Here is an 18,424-nt window from a genome sequence, read left to right on the forward strand (position 1 = left end):
AACAAAGGGGCCCGTTCCATGAACGGGCCCCTTGCTGTTTGGCGGCAGTGGCTAAATCTGCACCGCCCGGCCGATGAACTGGATCGGCCCGGTCGGCTTGCCAATCGGCGATCCGCCTGCAGGCTCCAAGGTCAGCTCAAACAGCTGGTTGGGCTGCAGTGGCGGCAGCTTGTCGACGGGCACCTCAATCGCCTCACCCGGTTTGACGAGGCCCAGCGATACCGGAGCGCTCCAGCCATCGGCCTTGGTCCAGAACTGCAGGGATTTCTCGGCCGGCACCACATCGGTGCCCAGCGGTACCAAGCGCAGCCGGTCGGCGGCCTGGGCCTGCACCAGCCAGCCAGGGGCCTGGCTTTGCGGGGCGGCCAGCACCACAAAATAGCGGGCGGGGCCAGGTGCGGGGGCGGGGCCCAGCACCAGCACACCGGCCAGCACCGCAGCGGCGGCAAAACCGCTGCCTGCCAAACCGCGCCACAGCGCCAGGCTGTCCCAATCCCACCAACGGCGCGGGGCTGCAGCAGTGGCCCGTTGCGGCTCGGCCGCTGGCCACAGGCTGGCGGCAATGCGCGGCCACAGGCCCATGCTGGGCTCTTGCGGCGGGGCAAGGCTAGTCAAGGGCTGCAGGCGCTGCTCCCAGGCATCCACGGCGGCGCGCAACGCAGCATCCTGCGGCAGCCGCTCTTCAATGGCGCGGCGCTCTGCAGCATTCTGCGTGCCCAGCACATACTGGCCGGCCAGGGTCTGCAGGTCGTCCGGGCTGTCGCCTTCGGGCGGCAAGGTATTGGGGGTATCGGCGCTCATTGCATGCATTCCCGCAGGGCACGCAGGCCCCGCTGTATCCAGGCTTTGACGGTTCCCAGCGGGGCCTGCACCCGCGCTGCAATCTCACTGTGGCTGCAGCCATCCACATAGGCATGCAGCAGGCATTCACGGCGCTGGGGCTCCAGCCCTTCCAGGCACTGGCCCAGGCGGCCCAGCTGCGCCTGGCGGCTCAGCGCATCGCCCTCTTCCTGCCAGGCGGCCATTGCGGCGCTGGCTTCATGCGCTGCGGCGGCCGGCTCATCCAGCGCAGTCTCGCGGGCGCTGCTGCGCACCCGGTTCAATGCTGCGTGCCGAACAATGCTATAGATCCAGCCTCTAGCCGCACCCCGCGCCGCATCAAAACTGTGGGCCTTGCTCCAGATCGCCACAAAGGCATCGTGCAGCACATCCTCGGCTGCCGCCCGGTTGCGCACTATGCGCAAGGCCACCCCCAGCAGATAACGCGATTCTTGCTCGTAAATACGCTGCAGCGCATCGCGGTCGCCACGCGCGCAAGCTTCTAGCGCCAAGGCATGGTCAAAACTGTCGTCGGTCACAAAAGCGGCTGGCGGCATGTAGATTTAGGGGGGAAGAAGGAGCAAGACGTCCTTCTTCCAGTGTAGCCGCTAGAAAACAAAAATTTACACAGGCTTCCAGAAGATGTAATCTGCCTGGTACTGCACCACGGCCTTCTGGCCCTTCTGCGCAGCGGTGCAAGGCTTGTCAGCAGGTGCCACGCCGCCCTTCAATGCCACGCGCTGGATATGGCTCACGCCCACCAATGCACCGCTGCCGGTCGCAGGGTTGGCCTTCACCAGCTGGTAGGGCAGATTGCCGGCACCCGATGGCGCCACGGCCAGCTGGGTTGCCGTCAGCTTGGAGCCATCATTCGCTTCCCAGGTGGCGGGTGGGCCGTAGTAGCGACCCACCGTCTTGCCAGCGCGGTCCTTTAGCACGGCATCCGGGCCCACAAACACCCATTCGGTCTGCCCGGGGGCATTGGCCTTGTCACGGCATTCGTAGGTGATGTCACCGCTGCCTACCGTCTCCCAGGCCACCTTGTGGCCGGCTGGCACCTGGATGGCCGCTGGCAGGGATTCCTGCGAGAAAGCCATGTCCTTTTTATGCATCGAACCGCAGGCGGTGAGCAGGCCGAGGGAGGCCACGGCAGTGGCGATGGCGGCGATACGGGGAGCTGTGCGAGAGGTCAACATACGAGTTCTCCTAAGTAAAGGGGGACAGGACGGGAGTAAAAACAGCGCTGTTTGGTGTGTGCTGTCAGGACCCTCTGCAAAACCCTCGCCTGGTGGCATGGACGCGGATCGGGATGAGGCGCAAGGCGTCTTTCACAGTCAATAGCACGCTATAGACAAGGAAGACAACGCAGCGGATCGCCCGAGACCGCGTTCAGGACAAGGCAGGGAGTTTTGCAGAGGGTCCTTGGCTGTACTAGCCGCGAGCCATACGAATGGATGCAGTGGATGCAAATTTTTTTTTGCGCTGCCTGCATTGCCCCTGCGCCACCCCGCTCAAAAATTTTTTCACCACCGGTTGAATCCACTGCGCCATCCGCTGCGTATTCCAAGCAGCCGCAACGTTTTTCGGCTGTTCATCCACACGCAAGGAGCATCTCATGGCCTCGATCCAAAGTACGCGCAAACTGGTCTCTTATGGCATGGCATTCATGGTCGCAAGCACATCCATGGCGGCGATCGCCAAAGACGTGATGGTGGGCGGCGCGCCCATGCTGCCCACCAAGGACATCATCGACAACGCCGTCAACTCCAAGGACCACACCACCCTGGTCGCGGCCGTCAAGGCAGCCGGCCTGGTCGACACCCTCAAGGGCCCCGGCCCCTTCACCGTGTTTGCCCCCACCAATGCTGCCTTTGCGGCCCTGCCCGCCGGCACCGTAGACAACCTGCTCAAGCCCGAGAACAAGGGCACGCTGACTACCGTGCTGACCTACCACGTTGTCGCCGGCAAGTGGGACGCCGCCGCAATCAGCAAGATGATCAAGGACGGCGGCGGCATGGCCAGCATCAAGACCGTCAGCGGCGGCACCCTGGTCGCCAAGGCCCAGGGCGGCAAGGTCACGCTGACCGACGAGAAAGGCGGCACCGCCACTGTCACCATCCCCGATGTCTATCAATCGAATGGCGTGATCCATGTGATCGACAAGGTGCTGCTGCCTCAATAAGGCTGGCATCTGTTGATAGGACCGCAGCCGTTGCAGCACCTGCAGGGCTGCGGTAAACAGACACCACCCCGCTGCAGGCCGCCAATAAGGGCCTGCGGCTTTGGCGTTGGCGAGCTCCGCCTGTGCAGGCTTGCGGCAAGCCGATGGCCCCGCTGCAGCAAATGCCGCCAGCGCATCTACAGCAGCCCAGCAGCAAGCCAAACACACGGCATAGCCATCCATGGCGCCTAAGGCGCAGGCAGCGCCCCTGGGCTGGAGTACAGTAAGCGCCATCTTGCGGCCTGGCAGCAGCCAGCGCCCACTCCCCACAACCTGCTCCCCTGCCCACGCATGCCGATCTCCTTCACGCCCGTCAAGGCCGCCAACTCCCTCGCCGACCAAGTGGCCCAGGCGCTGGAGGCCAGCATTCGGCAAGGGCAAATGCAACCGGGCGACCGCCTGCCCACAGAGCTGTTGTTGGTCGCGCAGTTTGGCGTAAGCCGAACAGTGGTGCGAGAGGCGCTGTCCCGCCTCAAATCCAGCGGCCTGGTCGCCTCCCGCCAAGGCAGCGGCGTCTTCGTGCAAGCGCCCCGGGCCGAACCGCTGGACCTGGAAAAAGGCCACGCCGCCTCGCAAGAGGCCGTCATCCAGATCGTAGAAGTGCGCCGCGCGCTGGAAGCCGAAGTGGCAGAACTAGCAGCAGCCCGCCGCAGCACCGCCGATCTGCGCCGCATCCGCGCGGGCGTCAAGGCCCTGGCCAAGGCGGTGGCCAATAGCCAAGACGGCGTAGCCGAAGACGTCGCCCTGCACCGCGTCATCGCCCAGGCCTCCGGCAATCCGTTTCTGCTCAGTACCTTGGATTACCTGTCGCAGGTGCTGGCGGGCGCGACGCGCATCACACGAGCTAATGAGGCAAGGCGGCAGGACTTTGCCGCTGCGGTAACGCAAGAGCATGCGCGGATTGTGGAAGCGATTGAGGCGGGGGATCCGGTAGCTGCACGGGCCGCAGCTACCGCGCATATGAATAACGCGATTGACCGGATCCGGCAGGCGGATCCGGCGTTTTGGCGGCAGGATGGGGAGAGGTTGGCTCGGGTCCTATTGAAAAAAAATTTTTAAACTGGACTTTAATAAATCATCCTTAATTCAGTCCAACATGGAAATCAAAAAACTTACGGCCGAATTTGCCGCAATTTTTTGATTTTCTTCCTTGCCTTTGCTTTTCTCGCCATCCGCCCAGTCACAGATACCTTTAATAATAATCCAATCTTTCTTTGCAATCTGAGATGATACATATACTCCCGCAGCCTCCATCTCTCCGCCAATCGCCTCCGGAGCAATTCTAATCAATTCACTTTTAAACTGTGCATTATCTATAAGCTTCTCACCACTAAGAATCAATCCAGTTTGAATTTCGAAATTATCATTCCATTTCAATTCTGCTTCAGCAACCCAGCCAAGAAGCCTAGTAGACGCAGATACCTTATCACCGCGACTAGTTAATTCGAAATCAACGCTAACTCGCTGTGGCTCGTATAGCAAAACTTGCTTTGAAACCAGAACATCTCCAATTTTTTGCTTTTTATCATCGACACCAAAAGCAATTCCTACCATTATCACTTCAGTTGGATCAATTGCCTCTATACTACGACGCACACTCTCTTGCGCCCCTGCGAGACCACCGGTACCCATCCCCGAAGTTGCGTGGAATATTTCACGGAAGCCAAGACGACCAAGATATGCATATTTAAATCCATTAATCTCTTTTATCTTGGCCTCATGCCCTGTCGCAACTTTAAATCTGTTACGCACAGTCAGAGACTCGATAGTTGTAACTGTAATTACTAAAACTTTGCTTACTGGCTTTGCCATAACGATCCAATTTTCAAGGTCTGTCTGCAATGAAAACTCTTCAACCGCTAACATCCATATATAGCGAGCACTTACGCTTTTGGGAACAGCAGCCTTAGGGTTTTGGATGCATTTTCTTACGTCATCAGGAACCCATTCAAAGGTCTCCAGCTGCTTACTAAGGATCGCAGCGTATTCGAGAATAGAAATCGCATTTTTAAAACGCTGATAATGAGAGTGCTCTGACGATGAAGATGCCTCAAATGGAACATATCCTGCTACACCTTGCCTGTCAAACAGCAAGAGTGCTTGGTCTATTTGATGCTTCGAGTTTTTTTCAAGAACTGCCCCAGAAATTAGAGATGCATTAGCGTGATGGGTAACTAAATTAACCATTTTCTGACGCCAAGAGGAAACATCCTCAGATTGGGCCACTATGCGAATACACGGGTAAATTTTAGGCGACCTTGGCAATTCCCCATCATTTTTTCGCCCTCGAATCACAGTCGCCAATATTTTCCGAACTAGCCCATTAACTTGAATATGATTTTTTAATTCTTGAATCTTCATCAAATCCGCATCTAAGGGAACAGCGAATTCATCCATACTAAACGACGCGCAAAGATATCGATCATACAAATGCAAAGTGACATTTAAGCGATTTTCTTGAGCAAGAAAATTATTATTAAACTTAAGAGGAAACCTCCCCTTTTCAAACTCAAATTTATCGCAAACCTCTTCGATTACTTGGTAAAAAATATCTGTCGGCTGTAAGACAATGGGAGCGTACGTGGATCGAAAATCCCCACCAAGTTGACGCAGAAAAGACCTCCCGCCTTTATTCTGAAAAAGAAAGCGACTATCCGGGTGAATTGCTTTAATTTCACCCAGATCTAGTTCAACAACCACCTTCCACAGCAGATTAATTCGATAGCTCATCTCATCCTTCATGAGGGCGGACAGGATAGGAATCGAACCTACAACTCCAAGCCTGATGCTTGAACCCCACCACTGGGCCTGTCACGCAACAATTCTACCACGAGCACGTCGACTAAGTTTATTTTTTTTACTAACTCTCTCCCAAGGGTATTCCCGATTGACAAAATACCAATCAAATGATAAACAATTTCTAGTTTGAATAATATTAAATATGACATTAATCAATAATATATCTTTTGGAGGCCACATGCATATTGTCGAAAAAGCAAGAATATTTGCGACTGCCGCTCACTACGCCATCGATCAGAAACGCAAATATACTAATGAACCTTATATTCACCACCCTAAAGCAGTTGTGAATCTATTACTATCCATTTCTGAAAACGAAGAAGTATTAGCGGCAGCTTGGCTGCATGATATTATAGAAGACACATCCATAAAATTGGAGACCATAGAGGAGGAGTTTGGCTTCGCAGTTGCCAACCTCGTAAGAGAAGTGACTAACATATCAAGATCAAGTGATGGAAATAGGGCTCATAGGAAAGCAATAGACAGAACCCATAGCGCGGCAGCTTCGCCATCCGCCAAATCAATTAAATTAGCAGATATTATTGACAATTTACCTAGTATTAAAAATGGAAATCCTGATTTTGCCAAAGTCTATATAGCAGAGCAAAAATTGCTACTTGAAGTCTTAAAAGAAGGATCTACGTCACTTTACACACAAGCTGAGCGTCTACTTGAGTGAAGAAATATAATTCTCCATACTTGTATCAAAATATGTGTGGCAGATTATTTCTATAAATCTTCAAATAGACTCCACATCCCCACCCCCCAACAAGGCAAACTCTGACGCCCACCCCCGCCCCCGCAGCCGCAGAATTTGCCCATGCTCGCTGCTTCCGCATCTGCCAACGCCCCACCCGCTGACGTCATCACCCTGACCGACAAAGGTCTGTACTGCGCGGCTGGGGATTTTTTTATTGATGCCTGGAAGCCGGTACACCGCACCTTTGTCACCCACGGCCACTCGGACCATGCCCATGTGGGGATGGGCGAGTACTACTGCAGCACGACCAGCGAGCCAATATTGCGCTGGCGGCTGGGGGAGCAGAACATCCATGCGCTGCCGTTTGGGCAGACGATCACGATGGGGGAGGTGCAGGTATCGCTGCACCCGGCGGGGCACATATTGGGATCGGCCCAGGTGCGGGTGCAGCACGGCGATGCGGTGTGGGTGTTCACGGGCGACTTCAAGCGCGAGCCGGACCCGACCTGCGAGGCATTTGAGCTGCTGCGCTGCGACACCCTGATTTGCGAAGCCACCTTTGCCTACCCGGTGTACGCCTGGCCCACGATGCCCCATGAGGTGGAACGCATTGAGCGCTGGGTGGCACATTGCAAGGCGCAGGGCAAGGCGGCGGTGCTGTATGCCTACAGCTTGGGTAAGGCACAGCGGGTGCTGGCGGGCTTGGCTGGCAAGCTGGATGCGCCCGTTTTGTTGCATGGCGCGATGGCGCGCGGCACCGATATTTACCGGCAGGCGGGCATTGCGCTGGCCGCTACCGAGATGGTGGCCGATGTGCCCACCGATACTGACTTTGCCGGCCGCATGGTGCTGGCACCGCCTTCTGCGCAAGATTCCGCCTGGCTCAAGCGCTTTAAACAGGTGGAGCAAGGCTTTGCCTCCGGCTGGATGCTGCTGCGCGGCAACCGGCGGCGGCGCAATATGCAGCGCGGCTTTGTCATATCAGACCATGCCGATTGGCAGGAACTGGTCGACACCATTACCGAGAGCGGCGCCCAGCGCGTGCTGGCCACCCATGGCAATACCGATGCGCTGATCCCCTACCTGCAGAGCCTGGGCATACAGGCGGAGCGCCTGCGTACCGCCTATGGCGACGAAGAGGAGGCGGCCGAATGAACCGCTTTGTGGCGCTGTACCAGCTGCTGGATGAAGCCTCCGGCACCCGCGACCGCGAGCTGGCCTTGCAGCAGTACTTTGCCGGCGTGACTGCTGCTGAGGCGACCTGGGCCGTCTATGTGCTGAGCGGCGGCAAGGTGAACACTGGCAAGAACCGGCTGGCCACCACCACCGAGCTGCGCAGTTGGGTGAGCGAGCTGACCGCCCTGCCGCTGTGGCTCGTAGAAGAGAGCTACCGCCAGGTGGGCGATTTGGCGGAGACCTTGTCGCTCTTGGTGGCGGCCTGGCAGAAACAACGTACCCACCACCCCGAGCTGGTGGATGCGCCCGGCACCGCGCTGCCACCCGATGCCGATGCGCCCTGGCATGCCAGCTTGCTGGGCGCCACCTTTAAAACACCGGACAACGACAGCCGCCTGGACGAATGGACGGAGCAGTTTTTGCTGCCCCTGGTCGCCGCTGATGCCGAGCAGCGCAAGCGTGCGATACAGCAGGCCTGGCAGCAGCTGGATACGCCCTCGCGCCTGGTCTTCAACAAGCTGTTGACCGGATCGCTGCGCGCGGGCGTCAACAAGCGCAGCCTGCAGAACAGCTTGGCGCCGCTGGTGGGCATATCTGCCGCCGATATGGCACACCGCATGGTGGGCGAATGGCTCCCCAGCGCCCAGGCCTATGAGGCCTTGATGGACCCGGAAACCAGCGCGCAGCTGCTGGACAAGCCCTATCCGTTCTACCTCGCCTCGCCCCTGCCGCAAGAGCCAGATGCGCTGGGCGACCCCAAGGACTGGCTGGCCGAATGGAAGTGGGATGGCATACGGGTGCAGTTGGTGCGACGCCAGGGCCATGCGCCTTATCTGTGGTCGCGTGGTGAAGAACGGCTGGATGGCCGCTTTCCCGAGCTGGAGACGGCCGCCGCACTGCTGCCGCGCGATATGGTGCTCGATGGCGAGCTGCTGGCCTGGGATTACGAACAGAACAAGCCGCTGGGCTTTGTGGCGCTGCAAAGCCGCATTCAAAAGCGCAAGCCTTCTGCCAAGTTGATGCAGACCGTGCCAGCGCGCATTCTGTTTTATGACCTGCTGGAGTGTGATGGCGAAGACCTGCGCGCCCAGCCGCTGGCTCAGCGCCGTGCCAAGCTGGAGCAGGTCATCCGGCATGCGGATTTGCCGGCGCTAGGGATATCGCCGCAACTGCCGTTTGACAGCTGGGATGCGCTACCCCCACTGCGCACTACCGCTGCCGAGCACAACGCCGAAGGGCTGATGCTCAAGGCGCTGGCCTCACCCTACAAGGAAGGCCGGCGCCGGGGCGATTGGTGGAAGTGGAAGGTGGACCCGTTCAGCATCGACGCGGTGCTGATCTATGCCCAAAGCGGCAGCGGCCGGCGCAGCACCTTGCACACCGACTACACCTTTGCGGTGTGGAGCGGCGATGCGCTGGTTCCTGTGGCTAAGGCCTACTCAGGCCTCACCGATGTCGAGATTTTGCGGCTGGACAAATGGATACGCAGCCACACGGTGGAGCGCTTTGGGCCGGTGCGCTCAGTCACGCCCAGCCTCGTGTTTGAGATTGCGTTTGAAGGCGTGAACCGCTCGACCCGCCACAAATCCGGCGTGGCGGTGCGCTTTCCGCGCATCTTGCGCTGGCGCGAGGACAAGACCGCACAGGACGCCGACCAACTGAGCGCCTTGCTGGAGTTGGCCGATGGCTGAGCTGGACAACAGCACAGCCCCTAGTGACCGCGCAATGCAGCGTGCGGCCAAGCGCTGGCGCGACTGGCTGAAGGCGCAGGACATCGGCGCGGCCGTGTTCCAGCAGCAGGCCTGGCGCGCGTATGCAGACGGGCACAGCGGTTTGATATCGGCCCCCACGGGGCGAGGCAAGACTTTGGCGGCGCTGGGTGGGCCGTTGATGCAGGCGATGGCCGAGGCTGAAACGCCTGAAGGCCGCGCCAGCCATGGCCCACGCATGCTTTGGGTAACGCCTTTGCGCGCATTGGCCAGCGACACCCGCGAGCGCATCACCGGCCCGGTAGCGGCGGTGCTGCCCCATTGGCAAGTGGCCATGCGCACGGGCGATGCCACATCGCGCGACAAGCGGCTGACCGATACCGGCAAGGCGCAGCTGGTGGTGATCACGCCTGAATCGCTGGCGCTGCTGCTGAGCCATGAGCGCAGCCGCGAGCAGTTCAGCCAGCTGCGCTGCATTGTGGTGGATGAATGGCATGAGCTTTTGCCCAGCAAGCGCGGGGTGCTGCTGCAGCTGAACCTGGCGCGCATCCAGGCGCTGGCACCGCAGGCGCAGGTCTGGGGCCTGTCGGCAACGATTGGCAATCTGCAGGAGGCCAGCGATGTGCTGCTGAGCGCCTGGCAGGTGCAGTCGCCGGCGCTGATCCAGGACATGCGGCCCAAGCCGTTTCATCTGCACAGCATCACGCCGCCGCTGGGCACGCGCATGCCCTGGGCGGGGCATTTGGGCCTGGCCAATCTGGGCGAGGTGGCCAAGCTGGTGTTCAGCGCGCCCAGCACGATTGTGTTTACCAACACCCGCGCGCAGGCCGAGCTGTGGCATACGGCGCTGGCCAGCATCTGGCCGGAAGATGCCGAAACCCTGGCGATCCACCATGGCTCGCTGGACCAGGGGGTGCGGCAGTCGGTGGAGCAGCGCCTGCGCGCAGGCACTCTGCGCTGCGTGGTGGCAACCAGCAGCCTGGATTTGGGCGTGGACTTCCCGGCAGTGGAGCGCGTGATCCAGATTGGCGGCGCACGCTCGGTCGCCCGCATGGTGCAGCGCGCCGGCCGCGCCAAGCACCGGCCCGGTGCTGCTGTGCATGTGGAAGCGGTTGCCACCCAGGCGATGGACCTGGCCGAGTTTGCCGCCGTGCGCGAGCTGGCCGAGGCCCAGGTGTATGAGCGGCGCGAGCCACTGCGCCTGTGCTTTGATGTACTGAGCCAGCATGCGATGAGCGCGGCGCTGGCGGGCGGGTTCAGGCCGCCGGAGTTGCTGGCCGAGGTGCGGCGTACAGCGGCCTTTCGTGATCTGAGCGATGCCCAGTGGCAAGCGGTGCTGGCGTTTTTGGAGCATGGCAGCGATTCGCTGGTGCAGTACCCGCAGTACGAACGCCTGCACTGTGCCGATGGCCTGTGCCAGCCGGCCAACACCGGCGTGGTGCGCATGCACCGCATGTCGATCGGCACGATCACCGCGCACGGCGCCGTCAATGTGCAGTACCTGCGCGGCGCGCGGCTGGGCTCGGTCGAAGAAGCCTTTATTGCACGGCTCAGCCCTGGCGATGTCTTCAACTTTGCGGGCCGCAGCCTGGTGCTGGTGCGGCTGGAAAACCAGACCGCCTGGGTGCGCCGCAGTGCCGAGGTGGGCCTGCTGACCCCTGCCTGGGCAGGCTCGCTGATGCCAATGTCGTCATCATTGGGTGAGCGCATGCAGCAGCTGCTGAGCACGGCCGCTGCCAGCCCTGCCGCCGATGACGCACCCCATGCCCGTGAGCTGCAATGGCTGCAGCCGCTGCTGCAGCTGCAAAGCCAGCGCTCGCTGGTGCCGGGGGCCGACCAGCTGCTGATTGAGCAGGTCGGCAACACCCAAGCCAGCCAGGGCGCCAAGGCCGCACCGCTGTTTGTCTACCCCTTTGCCGGCCGGGTCGCGCATGAAGGGCTGGCGGTGCTGATTGCGACGCGCCTGGCGCATCTGCAGGCCAATACCTTTGCCTGGGCCTGCAATGAGATCGGGCTGATGATCCAGCCGACCTTGCCCATCGATGCGAATGCGGTGGACTGGGCAGAAATATTCAAGCTCGACGGGCTCGACACCGATCTGCGCTCGGCGGTCAACTTCAGCGAGCTGGCACGCAAGCGCTTCAAAGAGATTGCGCAGATTGCCGGCCTGGTGCAATCCAAGGTGCCGGGGAAGAAGAGCCGCGCCAGTGACCGGCAATTGCAGGTCTCCGCCAGCCTGTTGTTTGATGTGCTGAGCAAGTACGACCCCGAGCATTTGCTGCTGCGCCAGGCCCGCCAGGAGGCGCTGGACCAGGAGCTGCACCTGCCGACAATGCAAAGGCTGCTGGCCAGCATAGCGATGCGGCAGATCGCCTTGCGCTTTCCAGCCAGGCACACGCCCTTCTCGTTCGGGCTGTGGGCGGAGAGCTTTCGCGGCCAGCTCAGCAATGAGACCTGGCAGGACAAGGTGCGCCGCATGGCCACCCAGCAGGAGCGCCAGGCCGCAGGCGAGCCTGGACCGCGCACGGGCGCGCCTCGCACCCGCCCATCCCGCAGCGGCGCCCCCAGCCGTGGCGCTGCACCCCCACGCCCCCGCGCCAAGGGCACCCTACCGCAGGGGACGCGTACTGCAGCGCGTCGCACCCCACAACTACAGGATCGATCTTGATGGCAGGAACGCAATCGGCAGAGTTTTTCTCCCCCATTCAACTGTCCCCGTCTCCGCAGGACCATGTCGCGGCCAGCATGGCCGGCATGGAGTTTTTGGTGCTGGCCGAGCGCGCGCTGTTCTGGCCGCAGGAGAGCATGCTGATCCTCGCCGATCTGCACCTGGGCAAGAGTGATATCTTCCGCCGCCGGGGCGTGGCCGTGCCGCTGGAGGTGCAGCGCCAGGACCTGCTGCGCCTGCACCAGATTCTGCAGAAGTGGCAGCCGCAGGAGCTGGTGATTCTGGGGGACTTTGTGCATGGCCGCTTTATCGGCGAAGACACCTTTCAGCTGTGGCAGATGCTGCGGCGCGCCAACCTCAAGACCCGCTTTGTGCTGACCCGGGGCAACCACGACCGCTACCTGCAGACGGAGGCCCTGCTGCTCGATGACGTGCACACCCACCTGGCGCGCCACCAGGTGCTGCTCAGCCATGAACCACTGGGGACCGGTGTGCACCATTTCTCGCTCAACATCCACGGCCATATCCACCCGACATTGCGTGTGCCTCAGATGCGCAAGCGCCTGCCCTGCCTGGCGTACTCCGCCCCGTACCTGAACCTGCCGGCATTTTCCGAATTCACCGGCTCGGGACCGGTCCCCGTACAGCCGCTGCACGCCTGGGTGTTTGCAAGCGATGGCAGTGCGCCTGTCTCGGTCTATTGAGCCCCTGACCACGGCATGCCGCAGCGGCGGCCGCGTGGCGGCCCGGCCCTGTGGCAGCAGGCTGGACATCTGACTCGGTCTGCCTTATCGCCTGCCTGATCGCCTGCCATTTCCGCTTGCGATTCCGCTTGCAATTTCCGCCTGCCATTTCAGCCTGCCGCTTCGGATCGCGCTCCAGCCCTGGCGCGGCTTTGCGCAGATCGGCTGATGGCGCTAACAGTGAAGCGCGCACGGGCGCGTTCGCGTTTGGACTACAAACTTTTCAAGGTGCAAAAGCAGAATAAAGGCGTCATCTAACAAGGAATAGCCATGGTCACCACATATGTAGAGGAAGAGCGCGTCGTCACCGGCGCAGTACCGCGCGCGATCGCGGGGAACAGTGAAAGTGCGGTCTCCTGGGCCGCCATTTTCGCAGGCGCATTGGCGGCAGCCGTGCTGTCGCTGCTGCTGTTCATGCTGGGCGTCGGCCTGGGGCTGTCATCGGTCTCGGTCTGGTCCGGCCGGGGCGCCGATGGCGAGACGATTGGCTGGGGCGCAATCGCCTGGCTGGCATTCACGCAGCTCGCGTCTGCTGGCGTCGGTGGCTACATCGCCGGCCGCCTGCGCACCAAGTGGCAAGGCCTGCACACCGATGAGGTGTACTTCCGCGATACCGCCCACGGCTTTCTGGCCTGGGCACTGGCAACGATGCTGATGGTGGCTGTGGCCGGATCGGTGGCCGGTGCTGCGATCTCCGGCACGGCCAAGGCTGCCGGTGCCGTGGTCAGCGGTGCAGCCCAGGTGGTGGGCGGCGCTGCCAGCGGTGCCACCGGCGTGATCGGCGGTGCAGCCTCTGCCGCGCTGACCGGCGCCGCGGGCGTGACGGCCGGCAAGGCCAATGAACCCGGCTCCGATCTGAACTACTGGATCAACAGCATGCTGCGCCAGGGCGGCCCGACCGAGCAGCAAAAGCAGGACATCAAGGATGGCGCGCAGAACGCCGTCCAACAGGCCCGCTCCGCAGCCGATGACGCCAGCGAGATGAGCAGCGTGTTCATGCATTCCTTGCAAGCTGGCTCGCTGTCGAACGAAGACCGCCAGTACCTGGGCCGCCTGGTCGCACAGCGCACCGACATGAGCCAGGAAGAGTCGGAGAAGAAGGTCCAGGCCACCTATGACCAGGTCAAGCAACAGATCGACAAGGCCAAGCAAGCCGCCCAGGACGCTGAAGTGAAGGCCAAGCAAGCGGCTGAGCAGGCCCGCAAGGCCACCGCCTATTCGCTGATGTGGATGTTCGTGGTGCTGCTGATTGGTGCCTTTGTCGGCAGCCTGTCTGCCACCTTCGGCGGCCGCCAGCGCGACGCGTAACTGACCATCGATTTCATCTGAACACCCACTTTGCCTGCGGGCAGACCTAGAAAGGAAACACCATGCGATCCATCCTGCTTTGGCTGATTGGCGTGCCAATCCCCATCATCATCCTGATTGCGCTGTTCTTCCACTGATACACGCAGCCAGCACGTCACCAGGCCGCTCACCGAGCGGCCTTTTTGCTGCGCGCCTGCCAGGGCGGTGCAGCGCAGTGCATTGCGGCGTCTCAGCCCGTGCATGACAAGCAAGTCCTCCAAATGCCTACAAGGGCGGGAACGGGCTGCTGGCATTCTTGAACCGCCAAGCGTCGCTCCACAACCCTCGCTGCCTCCTTCGCCGGCCGCCCGCCCGGTGCCGTGCCACAGGCCATTGCCCGCGGCGCGGTGCCAGGTCTGCGGCGCCCGGCGGCCATGGGTACAGCCGGTTCTTCCAGTTGTGGAGCACCTGCCAGCCCCAGGCCAACCCTGAACCAACCATCTGGAGATCCACGATGACCACTCGCAAATCGCCCGCATCCGCTGCCAACCAAGCCAGTACCGGAGGCGAGCGCCATGACCAGGCCGGTGATGGCCACCCGGTGATGACCACCCAGCAGGGTATCCCTGTCTCGGACAACCAGAACTCATTGCGCGCCTACGGCCGGGGACCGACCTTGCTCGAAGACTTCGTGCTGCGCGAGAAGATCACCCATTTCGACCATGAGCGCATTCCAGAGCGCATCGTGCATGCACGCGGCACGGCCGCACATGGCTACTTCGAGCTGAGCCATTCGCTGAAAAAGTACACGACCGCCAAGGTGCTGACCGAGGTCGGCAAGAAGGTGCCGATCTTTGCGCGCATGTCCACGGTGGCCGGCGGTGCGGGCTCGGTCGATACCCCGCGCGATGTGCGTGGCTTCGCGATCAAGCTCTACACCGAAGAAGGCAACTGGGACCTGGTGGGCAACAACATTCCGGTGTTCTTCATCCAGGATGCGATGAAGTTCCCCGACCTGGTGCATGCCGTCAAGATGGAGCCCGACCGGGGCTTTCCGCAAGCGGCGTCTGCGCATGACACCTTCTGGGATTTCATCTCGCTGATGCCCGAGTCCATGCACATGATCATGTGGGCGATGAGCGACCGGGCGATCCCGCGCAGCCTGCGTACGATCGAAGGCTTTGGCGTGCACAGCTTCCGCCTCATCAACGACAAGGGCGAGAGCACCTTTGTGAAGTTCCACTGGCGCCCGCAACTGGGCATCCAGTCGACGGTCTGGGACGAAGCGGCCAAGCTGCAGGCGGCCGACAACGACTTCCACCGCCGCGACCTGTTCGAGGCCATCGAGGCCGGCCATGCCCCTGCCTGGGACCTGTTCGTGCAGCTGTTCACGCAGGAAGAAGCCGACGCCCTGCCCTATGACCACCTGGATCCGACCAAGATCATTCCCGAAGAGGTGATTCCGCTGACCAAGATCGGCAGCTTCACGCTGGACCGCTGGCCGGACAACTTCTTTGCCGAGACCGAGCAGGTCGCCTTCTGCCCGGCCAATGTGCCGCCCGGCATTGATTTCTCGAACGATCCGCTGCTGCAAGGCCGCCTGTTCTCGTACCTGGACACGCAGCTGTCGCGCCTGGGCGGACCGAACTTCACGCAGATCCCCGTGAACGCGCCCAAGTGCCCGTTCGCCCACACCCAGCGTGACGGCCATATGCAGACCCAGGTGCCCAAGGGACGCGTGGCCTACGAGCCATCGAGCCTGGACCCGAACTCGCCACGCGAATCGCGGGCCCAGGGTTTCAAGTCGTTTGCCCAGCCGTCGGAAGGCGATGCCAAGAGCCGCATCCGTCCGGAAAGCTTTGCCGACCACTACAGCCAGGCCCGGTTGTTCTACACCAGCCAGAGCGACATCGAGCAGGCCCATATTGCGTCCGCGCTGGTGTTTGAGCTGTCCAAGGTGCAGACGCCCCATGTGCGCGAAGCGGTGGTGTCCCACCTGCTGGTGATTGACAACGACCTGGGCAAGCGCGTGGCCAAGGGCCTGGGCCTGGCAGCCTTGCCCAAGCCCGCCAAGCCTGCGGTGCCGGTGCAAGACCTGCCGCCCAGCCCCGCGCTGCGCATCATCGACCGCATGAAGCCCACCCTGGAAGGCCGCTGCGTCGCGATTCTGGTGGACGACGGCTCCAACGCCGAGAACGTGGCTGCGCTGCAAAAGGCCATCCTTGCCGAAAAGGCCATGGTCAAGATCATCGCCCCCAAGATTGGCGGCGCCACGTTGAGCGACGGCAAGCACATTGCTGCCGATGCGCAGCTGGCCGGCGCGCCCTCGGCGCAGTTCGATGCGGTGGCGTCCGTCATTCCGATGGCATCGGGTGAGACGCTGGCCAAGGACAGCGCCGCGCAGGACTGGTTCCGCGACGCGTTTGGCCACCTGAAGGCGATTGCCGCCTGCAAGGCCACGCACCTGATCCTGGACGCCGCTGGGGTGAAGCCGGATGAAGGCGTATTCGAGCCCAAGGATGTGGCCGGTTTCATCGAAGGCGCGAAGACCCGCTTCTGGGACCGCGAGCCGACATTGCGTACGCTGGCTTGATGCCAGGGTGGATCGCACGGGTCACCGCCCGCTGCGATCCCAGCCAACGCCAAGGCGCTGCAGACCACTGCAGCGCCTTTTTTGACGCCCATGTCCAGGATGCGAGGGCTTTACAGGCAGGCGCCCCGGCCTGCAGTGTGCAACCAAAAACCTTGCCCTGCCTCGGGAAAGTACCGCGCAAGGCCATGCGCGCGCAGTGCTATGATCGCGCAAAATTTGTATGATAACAATATAAGCTGTCAGTGGCCCTGCGCCATTTGGCCCCTTTGATAACCGAGTGAGACAAGTCCTTCGCCATGACGACCTTTGCCCTTCTGAGCATTGCGGGCGCCAGCATTGCTGCGCTGCTGCTGCTGATCATCCGATTCGAAGTCCATGCCTTTGTGGCGCTGATGCTGGTGAGCCTGCTGGTGGCGCTGGCCACGGGCATCCCGCTCGCTGAGATCATTCCCACATTGATATCTGGCATGGGCGGCACGTTGGGGTCGGTGGCCATCCTGGTGGCGCTGGGCGCGATGCTGGGCCGGATGATCGAGGTATCGGGTGGCGCCAATACCTTGGCGCAGCGCTTCAGCCAGCTGCTGGGCCCCAAGCGGGTGCCGGCAGCGCTGACGGCGGCCGCGCTGGTGCTGTCGATCCCCGTGTTCTTTGATGTGGGTTTCATCATCCTGATCCCCATCATCTATGGCTTTTGCAAGGCCGCAGGTGTCAGCCCCATCAAGTACGGGCTGCCGGTGGCCGGCATCATGCTGGCCACCCATGTGGTCGTGCCGCCGCACCCGGGCATTGTCGGCGGCGCAGCGGTGCTGTCGGCCGATGTGGGCTGGATCACGCTGATCGGGCTGGGCATCTGCATACCGCTGGCCTTTGTGGCGCAGTGGGTGGGCGGCTATTTGAACCGCCGCCATTACACGATGCAGCCGGATGCAGAAGCCCAGTTCCGCAACTTTGGCAGCGTTGATGCCGCCGATGCCCCTGCCGCCAGGCTGCCGGGCGTAGGTGCCGTGCTGACCTTGATCCTGGCACCGCTGGCCCTCATCATGCTGGGCACGACGGCGGCGACCATGCTGCCCAAGGGCGATGCGCTGCGTGATTTTCTGGCCTTTACCGGCGCGCCGGTGTTTGCGTTGATGGTAGCGATTGGCCTGGCCTTTGTGCTGCTGGTGCGCCCGCTGGGCTGGACGCGCAAGCGCACCAATGAAGTGATGGAATCGGCGCTGCCCGCAGCAGCCACGGTGATCCTGGTGACCGGCGCTGGCGGCGTGTTTGCCAAGGTGCTGACGGTGAGCGGCATCGGCACCGCGCTGTCGCAGGCGCTTTCGGGCACCGGCCTGCCTCTGATCCTGCTGGGCTTCGTCATCTCTTTGGCCTTGCGCGCCGCGCAGGGCTCGGCAACGGTGGCCATTCTCACCACCTGCGGCCTGCTGGCCGAAAGCATTCAGGGCGGCGGCTACAGCGCGGTGCAGATCGCCGTGCTGACGGTGGCCATCGGCTTTGGTGGCCTGGGGCTGTCGCATGTCAATGACTCGGGCTTCTGGATTGTGACCCGCTACCTGGGCCTGAGCGTGGCCGATGGGCTGCGCAGCTGGACGGTGTTGACCACCGTGCTGGGCGTCGCCGGCTTTGCACTGACCTGCCTGGTCTGGGCGCTGGTGGCCTGATCCGCAGCCTGGTTGATCGCTTGCCTATTTGTTGCTTGCCTATTTGTC

At 61.6% G+C, this 18,424-nt stretch carries 15 protein-coding genes; 10 read left to right on the forward strand and 5 right to left on the reverse strand.

The window, feature by feature from the left end; genetic code table 11:
- Nucleotides 1-51: 51 nt before the first annotated feature.
- The 4 genes from AB7A72_RS02990 to AB7A72_RS03005 all read right to left on the reverse strand — a co-directional run bounded on the left by AB7A72_RS02990 (nucleotide 52) and on the right by AB7A72_RS03005 (nucleotide 2,424).
- On the reverse strand, nucleotides 52-801 hold the full coding sequence (locus tag AB7A72_RS02990) for an anti-sigma factor (protein WP_369458962.1): 750 nt from the start codon (nucleotides 799-801) through the stop codon (nucleotides 52-54).
- Nucleotides 798-1,376 (reverse strand): sigma-70 family RNA polymerase sigma factor, encoded by a 579-nt coding sequence (locus tag AB7A72_RS02995; RefSeq protein ID WP_312451536.1) that lies wholly within the window; start codon nucleotides 1,374-1,376, stop codon nucleotides 798-800. The genes AB7A72_RS02990 and AB7A72_RS02995 overlap by 4 nt, the downstream gene beginning before the upstream one ends.
- A gap of 66 nt (nucleotides 1,377-1,442) precedes the next feature.
- Nucleotides 1,443-2,015: a DUF3455 domain-containing protein gene (locus AB7A72_RS03000; protein ID WP_312451539.1), complete on the reverse strand. Its 573-nt coding sequence runs from the start codon at nucleotides 2,013-2,015 to the stop codon at nucleotides 1,443-1,445.
- A 235-nt stretch (nucleotides 2,016-2,250) separates the two neighbouring features.
- Complete coding sequence (locus AB7A72_RS03005) at nucleotides 2,251-2,424, reverse strand: hypothetical protein (protein WP_312451542.1); 174 nt, start codon at nucleotides 2,422-2,424, stop codon at nucleotides 2,251-2,253.
- Between the two features lie 10 nt (nucleotides 2,425-2,434).
- On the opposite strand from AB7A72_RS03005, the gene AB7A72_RS03010 reads away from it, so the two are divergent.
- Both AB7A72_RS03010 and AB7A72_RS03015 read left to right on the forward strand, forming a co-directional pair.
- Nucleotides 2,435-3,001, forward strand: coding sequence for a fasciclin domain-containing protein (locus tag AB7A72_RS03010; protein ID WP_312451544.1), 567 nt, complete (start codon nucleotides 2,435-2,437; stop codon nucleotides 2,999-3,001).
- A gap of 330 nt (nucleotides 3,002-3,331) precedes the next feature.
- Nucleotides 3,332-4,099: a FadR/GntR family transcriptional regulator gene (locus AB7A72_RS03015; protein ID WP_369458964.1), complete on the forward strand. Its 768-nt coding sequence runs from the start codon at nucleotides 3,332-3,334 to the stop codon at nucleotides 4,097-4,099.
- 27 nt (nucleotides 4,100-4,126) lie between these two features.
- Here the strand turns inward: AB7A72_RS03015 and AB7A72_RS03020 are convergent, their stop codons facing one another.
- A complete protein-coding gene (locus AB7A72_RS03020; RefSeq protein ID WP_369458965.1) occupies nucleotides 4,127-5,770 on the reverse strand; it encodes a 5'-methylthioadenosine/S-adenosylhomocysteine nucleosidase family protein in 1,644 nt (547 codons plus the stop codon).
- Between the two features lie 247 nt (nucleotides 5,771-6,017).
- Between AB7A72_RS03020 and AB7A72_RS03025 the strand changes: the two genes are divergently transcribed.
- From AB7A72_RS03025 to AB7A72_RS03060, 8 genes are all read left to right on the forward strand, one after another.
- Entirely contained in the window at nucleotides 6,018-6,518 is a 501-nt protein-coding gene (locus AB7A72_RS03025; protein WP_369458967.1) for an HD domain-containing protein, read from the forward strand.
- Nucleotides 6,519-6,659: 141 nt separating this feature from the next.
- Complete coding sequence (locus AB7A72_RS03030; RefSeq protein ID WP_369458968.1) at nucleotides 6,660-7,694, forward strand: ligase-associated DNA damage response exonuclease; 1,035 nt, start codon at nucleotides 6,660-6,662, stop codon at nucleotides 7,692-7,694.
- Nucleotides 7,691-9,406: an ATP-dependent DNA ligase gene (locus AB7A72_RS03035; protein ID WP_369458969.1), complete on the forward strand. Its 1,716-nt coding sequence runs from the start codon at nucleotides 7,691-7,693 to the stop codon at nucleotides 9,404-9,406. Before AB7A72_RS03030 ends, AB7A72_RS03035 begins: the two co-directional genes overlap by 4 nt.
- The gene (locus AB7A72_RS03040; RefSeq protein ID WP_369458970.1) at nucleotides 9,399-12,092 is read left to right on the forward strand and encodes a ligase-associated DNA damage response DEXH box helicase; all 2,694 of its coding nucleotides are present in this window, start codon (nucleotides 9,399-9,401) and stop codon (nucleotides 12,090-12,092) included. The genes AB7A72_RS03035 and AB7A72_RS03040 overlap by 8 nt, the downstream gene beginning before the upstream one ends.
- Complete coding sequence (gene pdeM / locus AB7A72_RS03045; RefSeq protein ID WP_312410339.1) at nucleotides 12,092-12,796, forward strand: ligase-associated DNA damage response endonuclease PdeM; 705 nt, start codon at nucleotides 12,092-12,094, stop codon at nucleotides 12,794-12,796. Before AB7A72_RS03040 ends, pdeM begins: the two co-directional genes overlap by 1 nt.
- 309 nt (nucleotides 12,797-13,105) lie before the next feature.
- The gene (locus AB7A72_RS03050; protein ID WP_369458971.1) at nucleotides 13,106-14,143 is read left to right on the forward strand and encodes a hypothetical protein; all 1,038 of its coding nucleotides are present in this window, start codon (nucleotides 13,106-13,108) and stop codon (nucleotides 14,141-14,143) included.
- Between the two features lie 493 nt (nucleotides 14,144-14,636).
- Nucleotides 14,637-16,715 (forward strand): catalase, encoded by a 2,079-nt coding sequence (locus AB7A72_RS03055; protein WP_312410343.1) that lies wholly within the window; start codon nucleotides 14,637-14,639, stop codon nucleotides 16,713-16,715.
- Between the two features lie 296 nt (nucleotides 16,716-17,011).
- On the forward strand, nucleotides 17,012-18,376 hold the full coding sequence (locus AB7A72_RS03060) for a GntP family transporter (protein ID WP_369458972.1): 1,365 nt from the start codon (nucleotides 17,012-17,014) through the stop codon (nucleotides 18,374-18,376).
- Nucleotides 18,377-18,424: the final 48 nt, after the last annotated feature.

Origin of the sequence: Comamonas sediminis, from assembly GCF_041107495.1 — a bacterium.
In the GTDB taxonomy this organism is placed as follows: domain Bacteria; phylum Pseudomonadota; class Gammaproteobacteria; order Burkholderiales; family Burkholderiaceae_C; genus Comamonas; species Comamonas sediminis.

Excerpts from the sequence above, each read along its gene's own strand:
- AB7A72_RS03050 (WP_369458971.1), top strand. The coding sequence starts at position 13,106 with ATGGTCACCACATATGTAGAGGAAGAGCGCGTCGTCACCGGCGCAGTA.
- AB7A72_RS03015 (WP_369458964.1), top strand. The coding sequence starts at position 3,332 with ATGCCGATCTCCTTCACGCCCGTCAAGGCCGCCAACTCCCTCGCCGAC.
- AB7A72_RS03020 (WP_369458965.1), bottom strand. The coding sequence starts at position 5,770 with ATGAGCTATCGAATTAATCTGCTGTGGAAGGTGGTTGTTGAACTAGAT.
- AB7A72_RS03030 (WP_369458968.1), top strand. The coding sequence starts at position 6,660 with ATGCTCGCTGCTTCCGCATCTGCCAACGCCCCACCCGCTGACGTCATC.
- AB7A72_RS02990 (WP_369458962.1), bottom strand. The coding sequence starts at position 801 with ATGAGCGCCGATACCCCCAATACCTTGCCGCCCGAAGGCGACAGCCCG.
- AB7A72_RS02995 (WP_312451536.1), bottom strand. The coding sequence starts at position 1,376 with ATGCCGCCAGCCGCTTTTGTGACCGACGACAGTTTTGACCATGCCTTG.
- pdeM (WP_312410339.1), top strand. The coding sequence starts at position 12,092 with ATGGCAGGAACGCAATCGGCAGAGTTTTTCTCCCCCATTCAACTGTCC.
- AB7A72_RS03040 (WP_369458970.1), top strand. The coding sequence starts at position 9,399 with ATGGCTGAGCTGGACAACAGCACAGCCCCTAGTGACCGCGCAATGCAG.
- AB7A72_RS03010 (WP_312451544.1), top strand. The coding sequence starts at position 2,435 with ATGGCCTCGATCCAAAGTACGCGCAAACTGGTCTCTTATGGCATGGCA.
- AB7A72_RS03055 (WP_312410343.1), top strand. The coding sequence starts at position 14,637 with ATGACCACTCGCAAATCGCCCGCATCCGCTGCCAACCAAGCCAGTACC.
- AB7A72_RS03000 (WP_312451539.1), bottom strand. The coding sequence starts at position 2,015 with ATGTTGACCTCTCGCACAGCTCCCCGTATCGCCGCCATCGCCACTGCC.
- AB7A72_RS03035 (WP_369458969.1), top strand. The coding sequence starts at position 7,691 with ATGAACCGCTTTGTGGCGCTGTACCAGCTGCTGGATGAAGCCTCCGGC.
- AB7A72_RS03025 (WP_369458967.1), top strand. The coding sequence starts at position 6,018 with ATGCATATTGTCGAAAAAGCAAGAATATTTGCGACTGCCGCTCACTAC.
- AB7A72_RS03060 (WP_369458972.1), top strand. The coding sequence starts at position 17,012 with ATGACGACCTTTGCCCTTCTGAGCATTGCGGGCGCCAGCATTGCTGCG.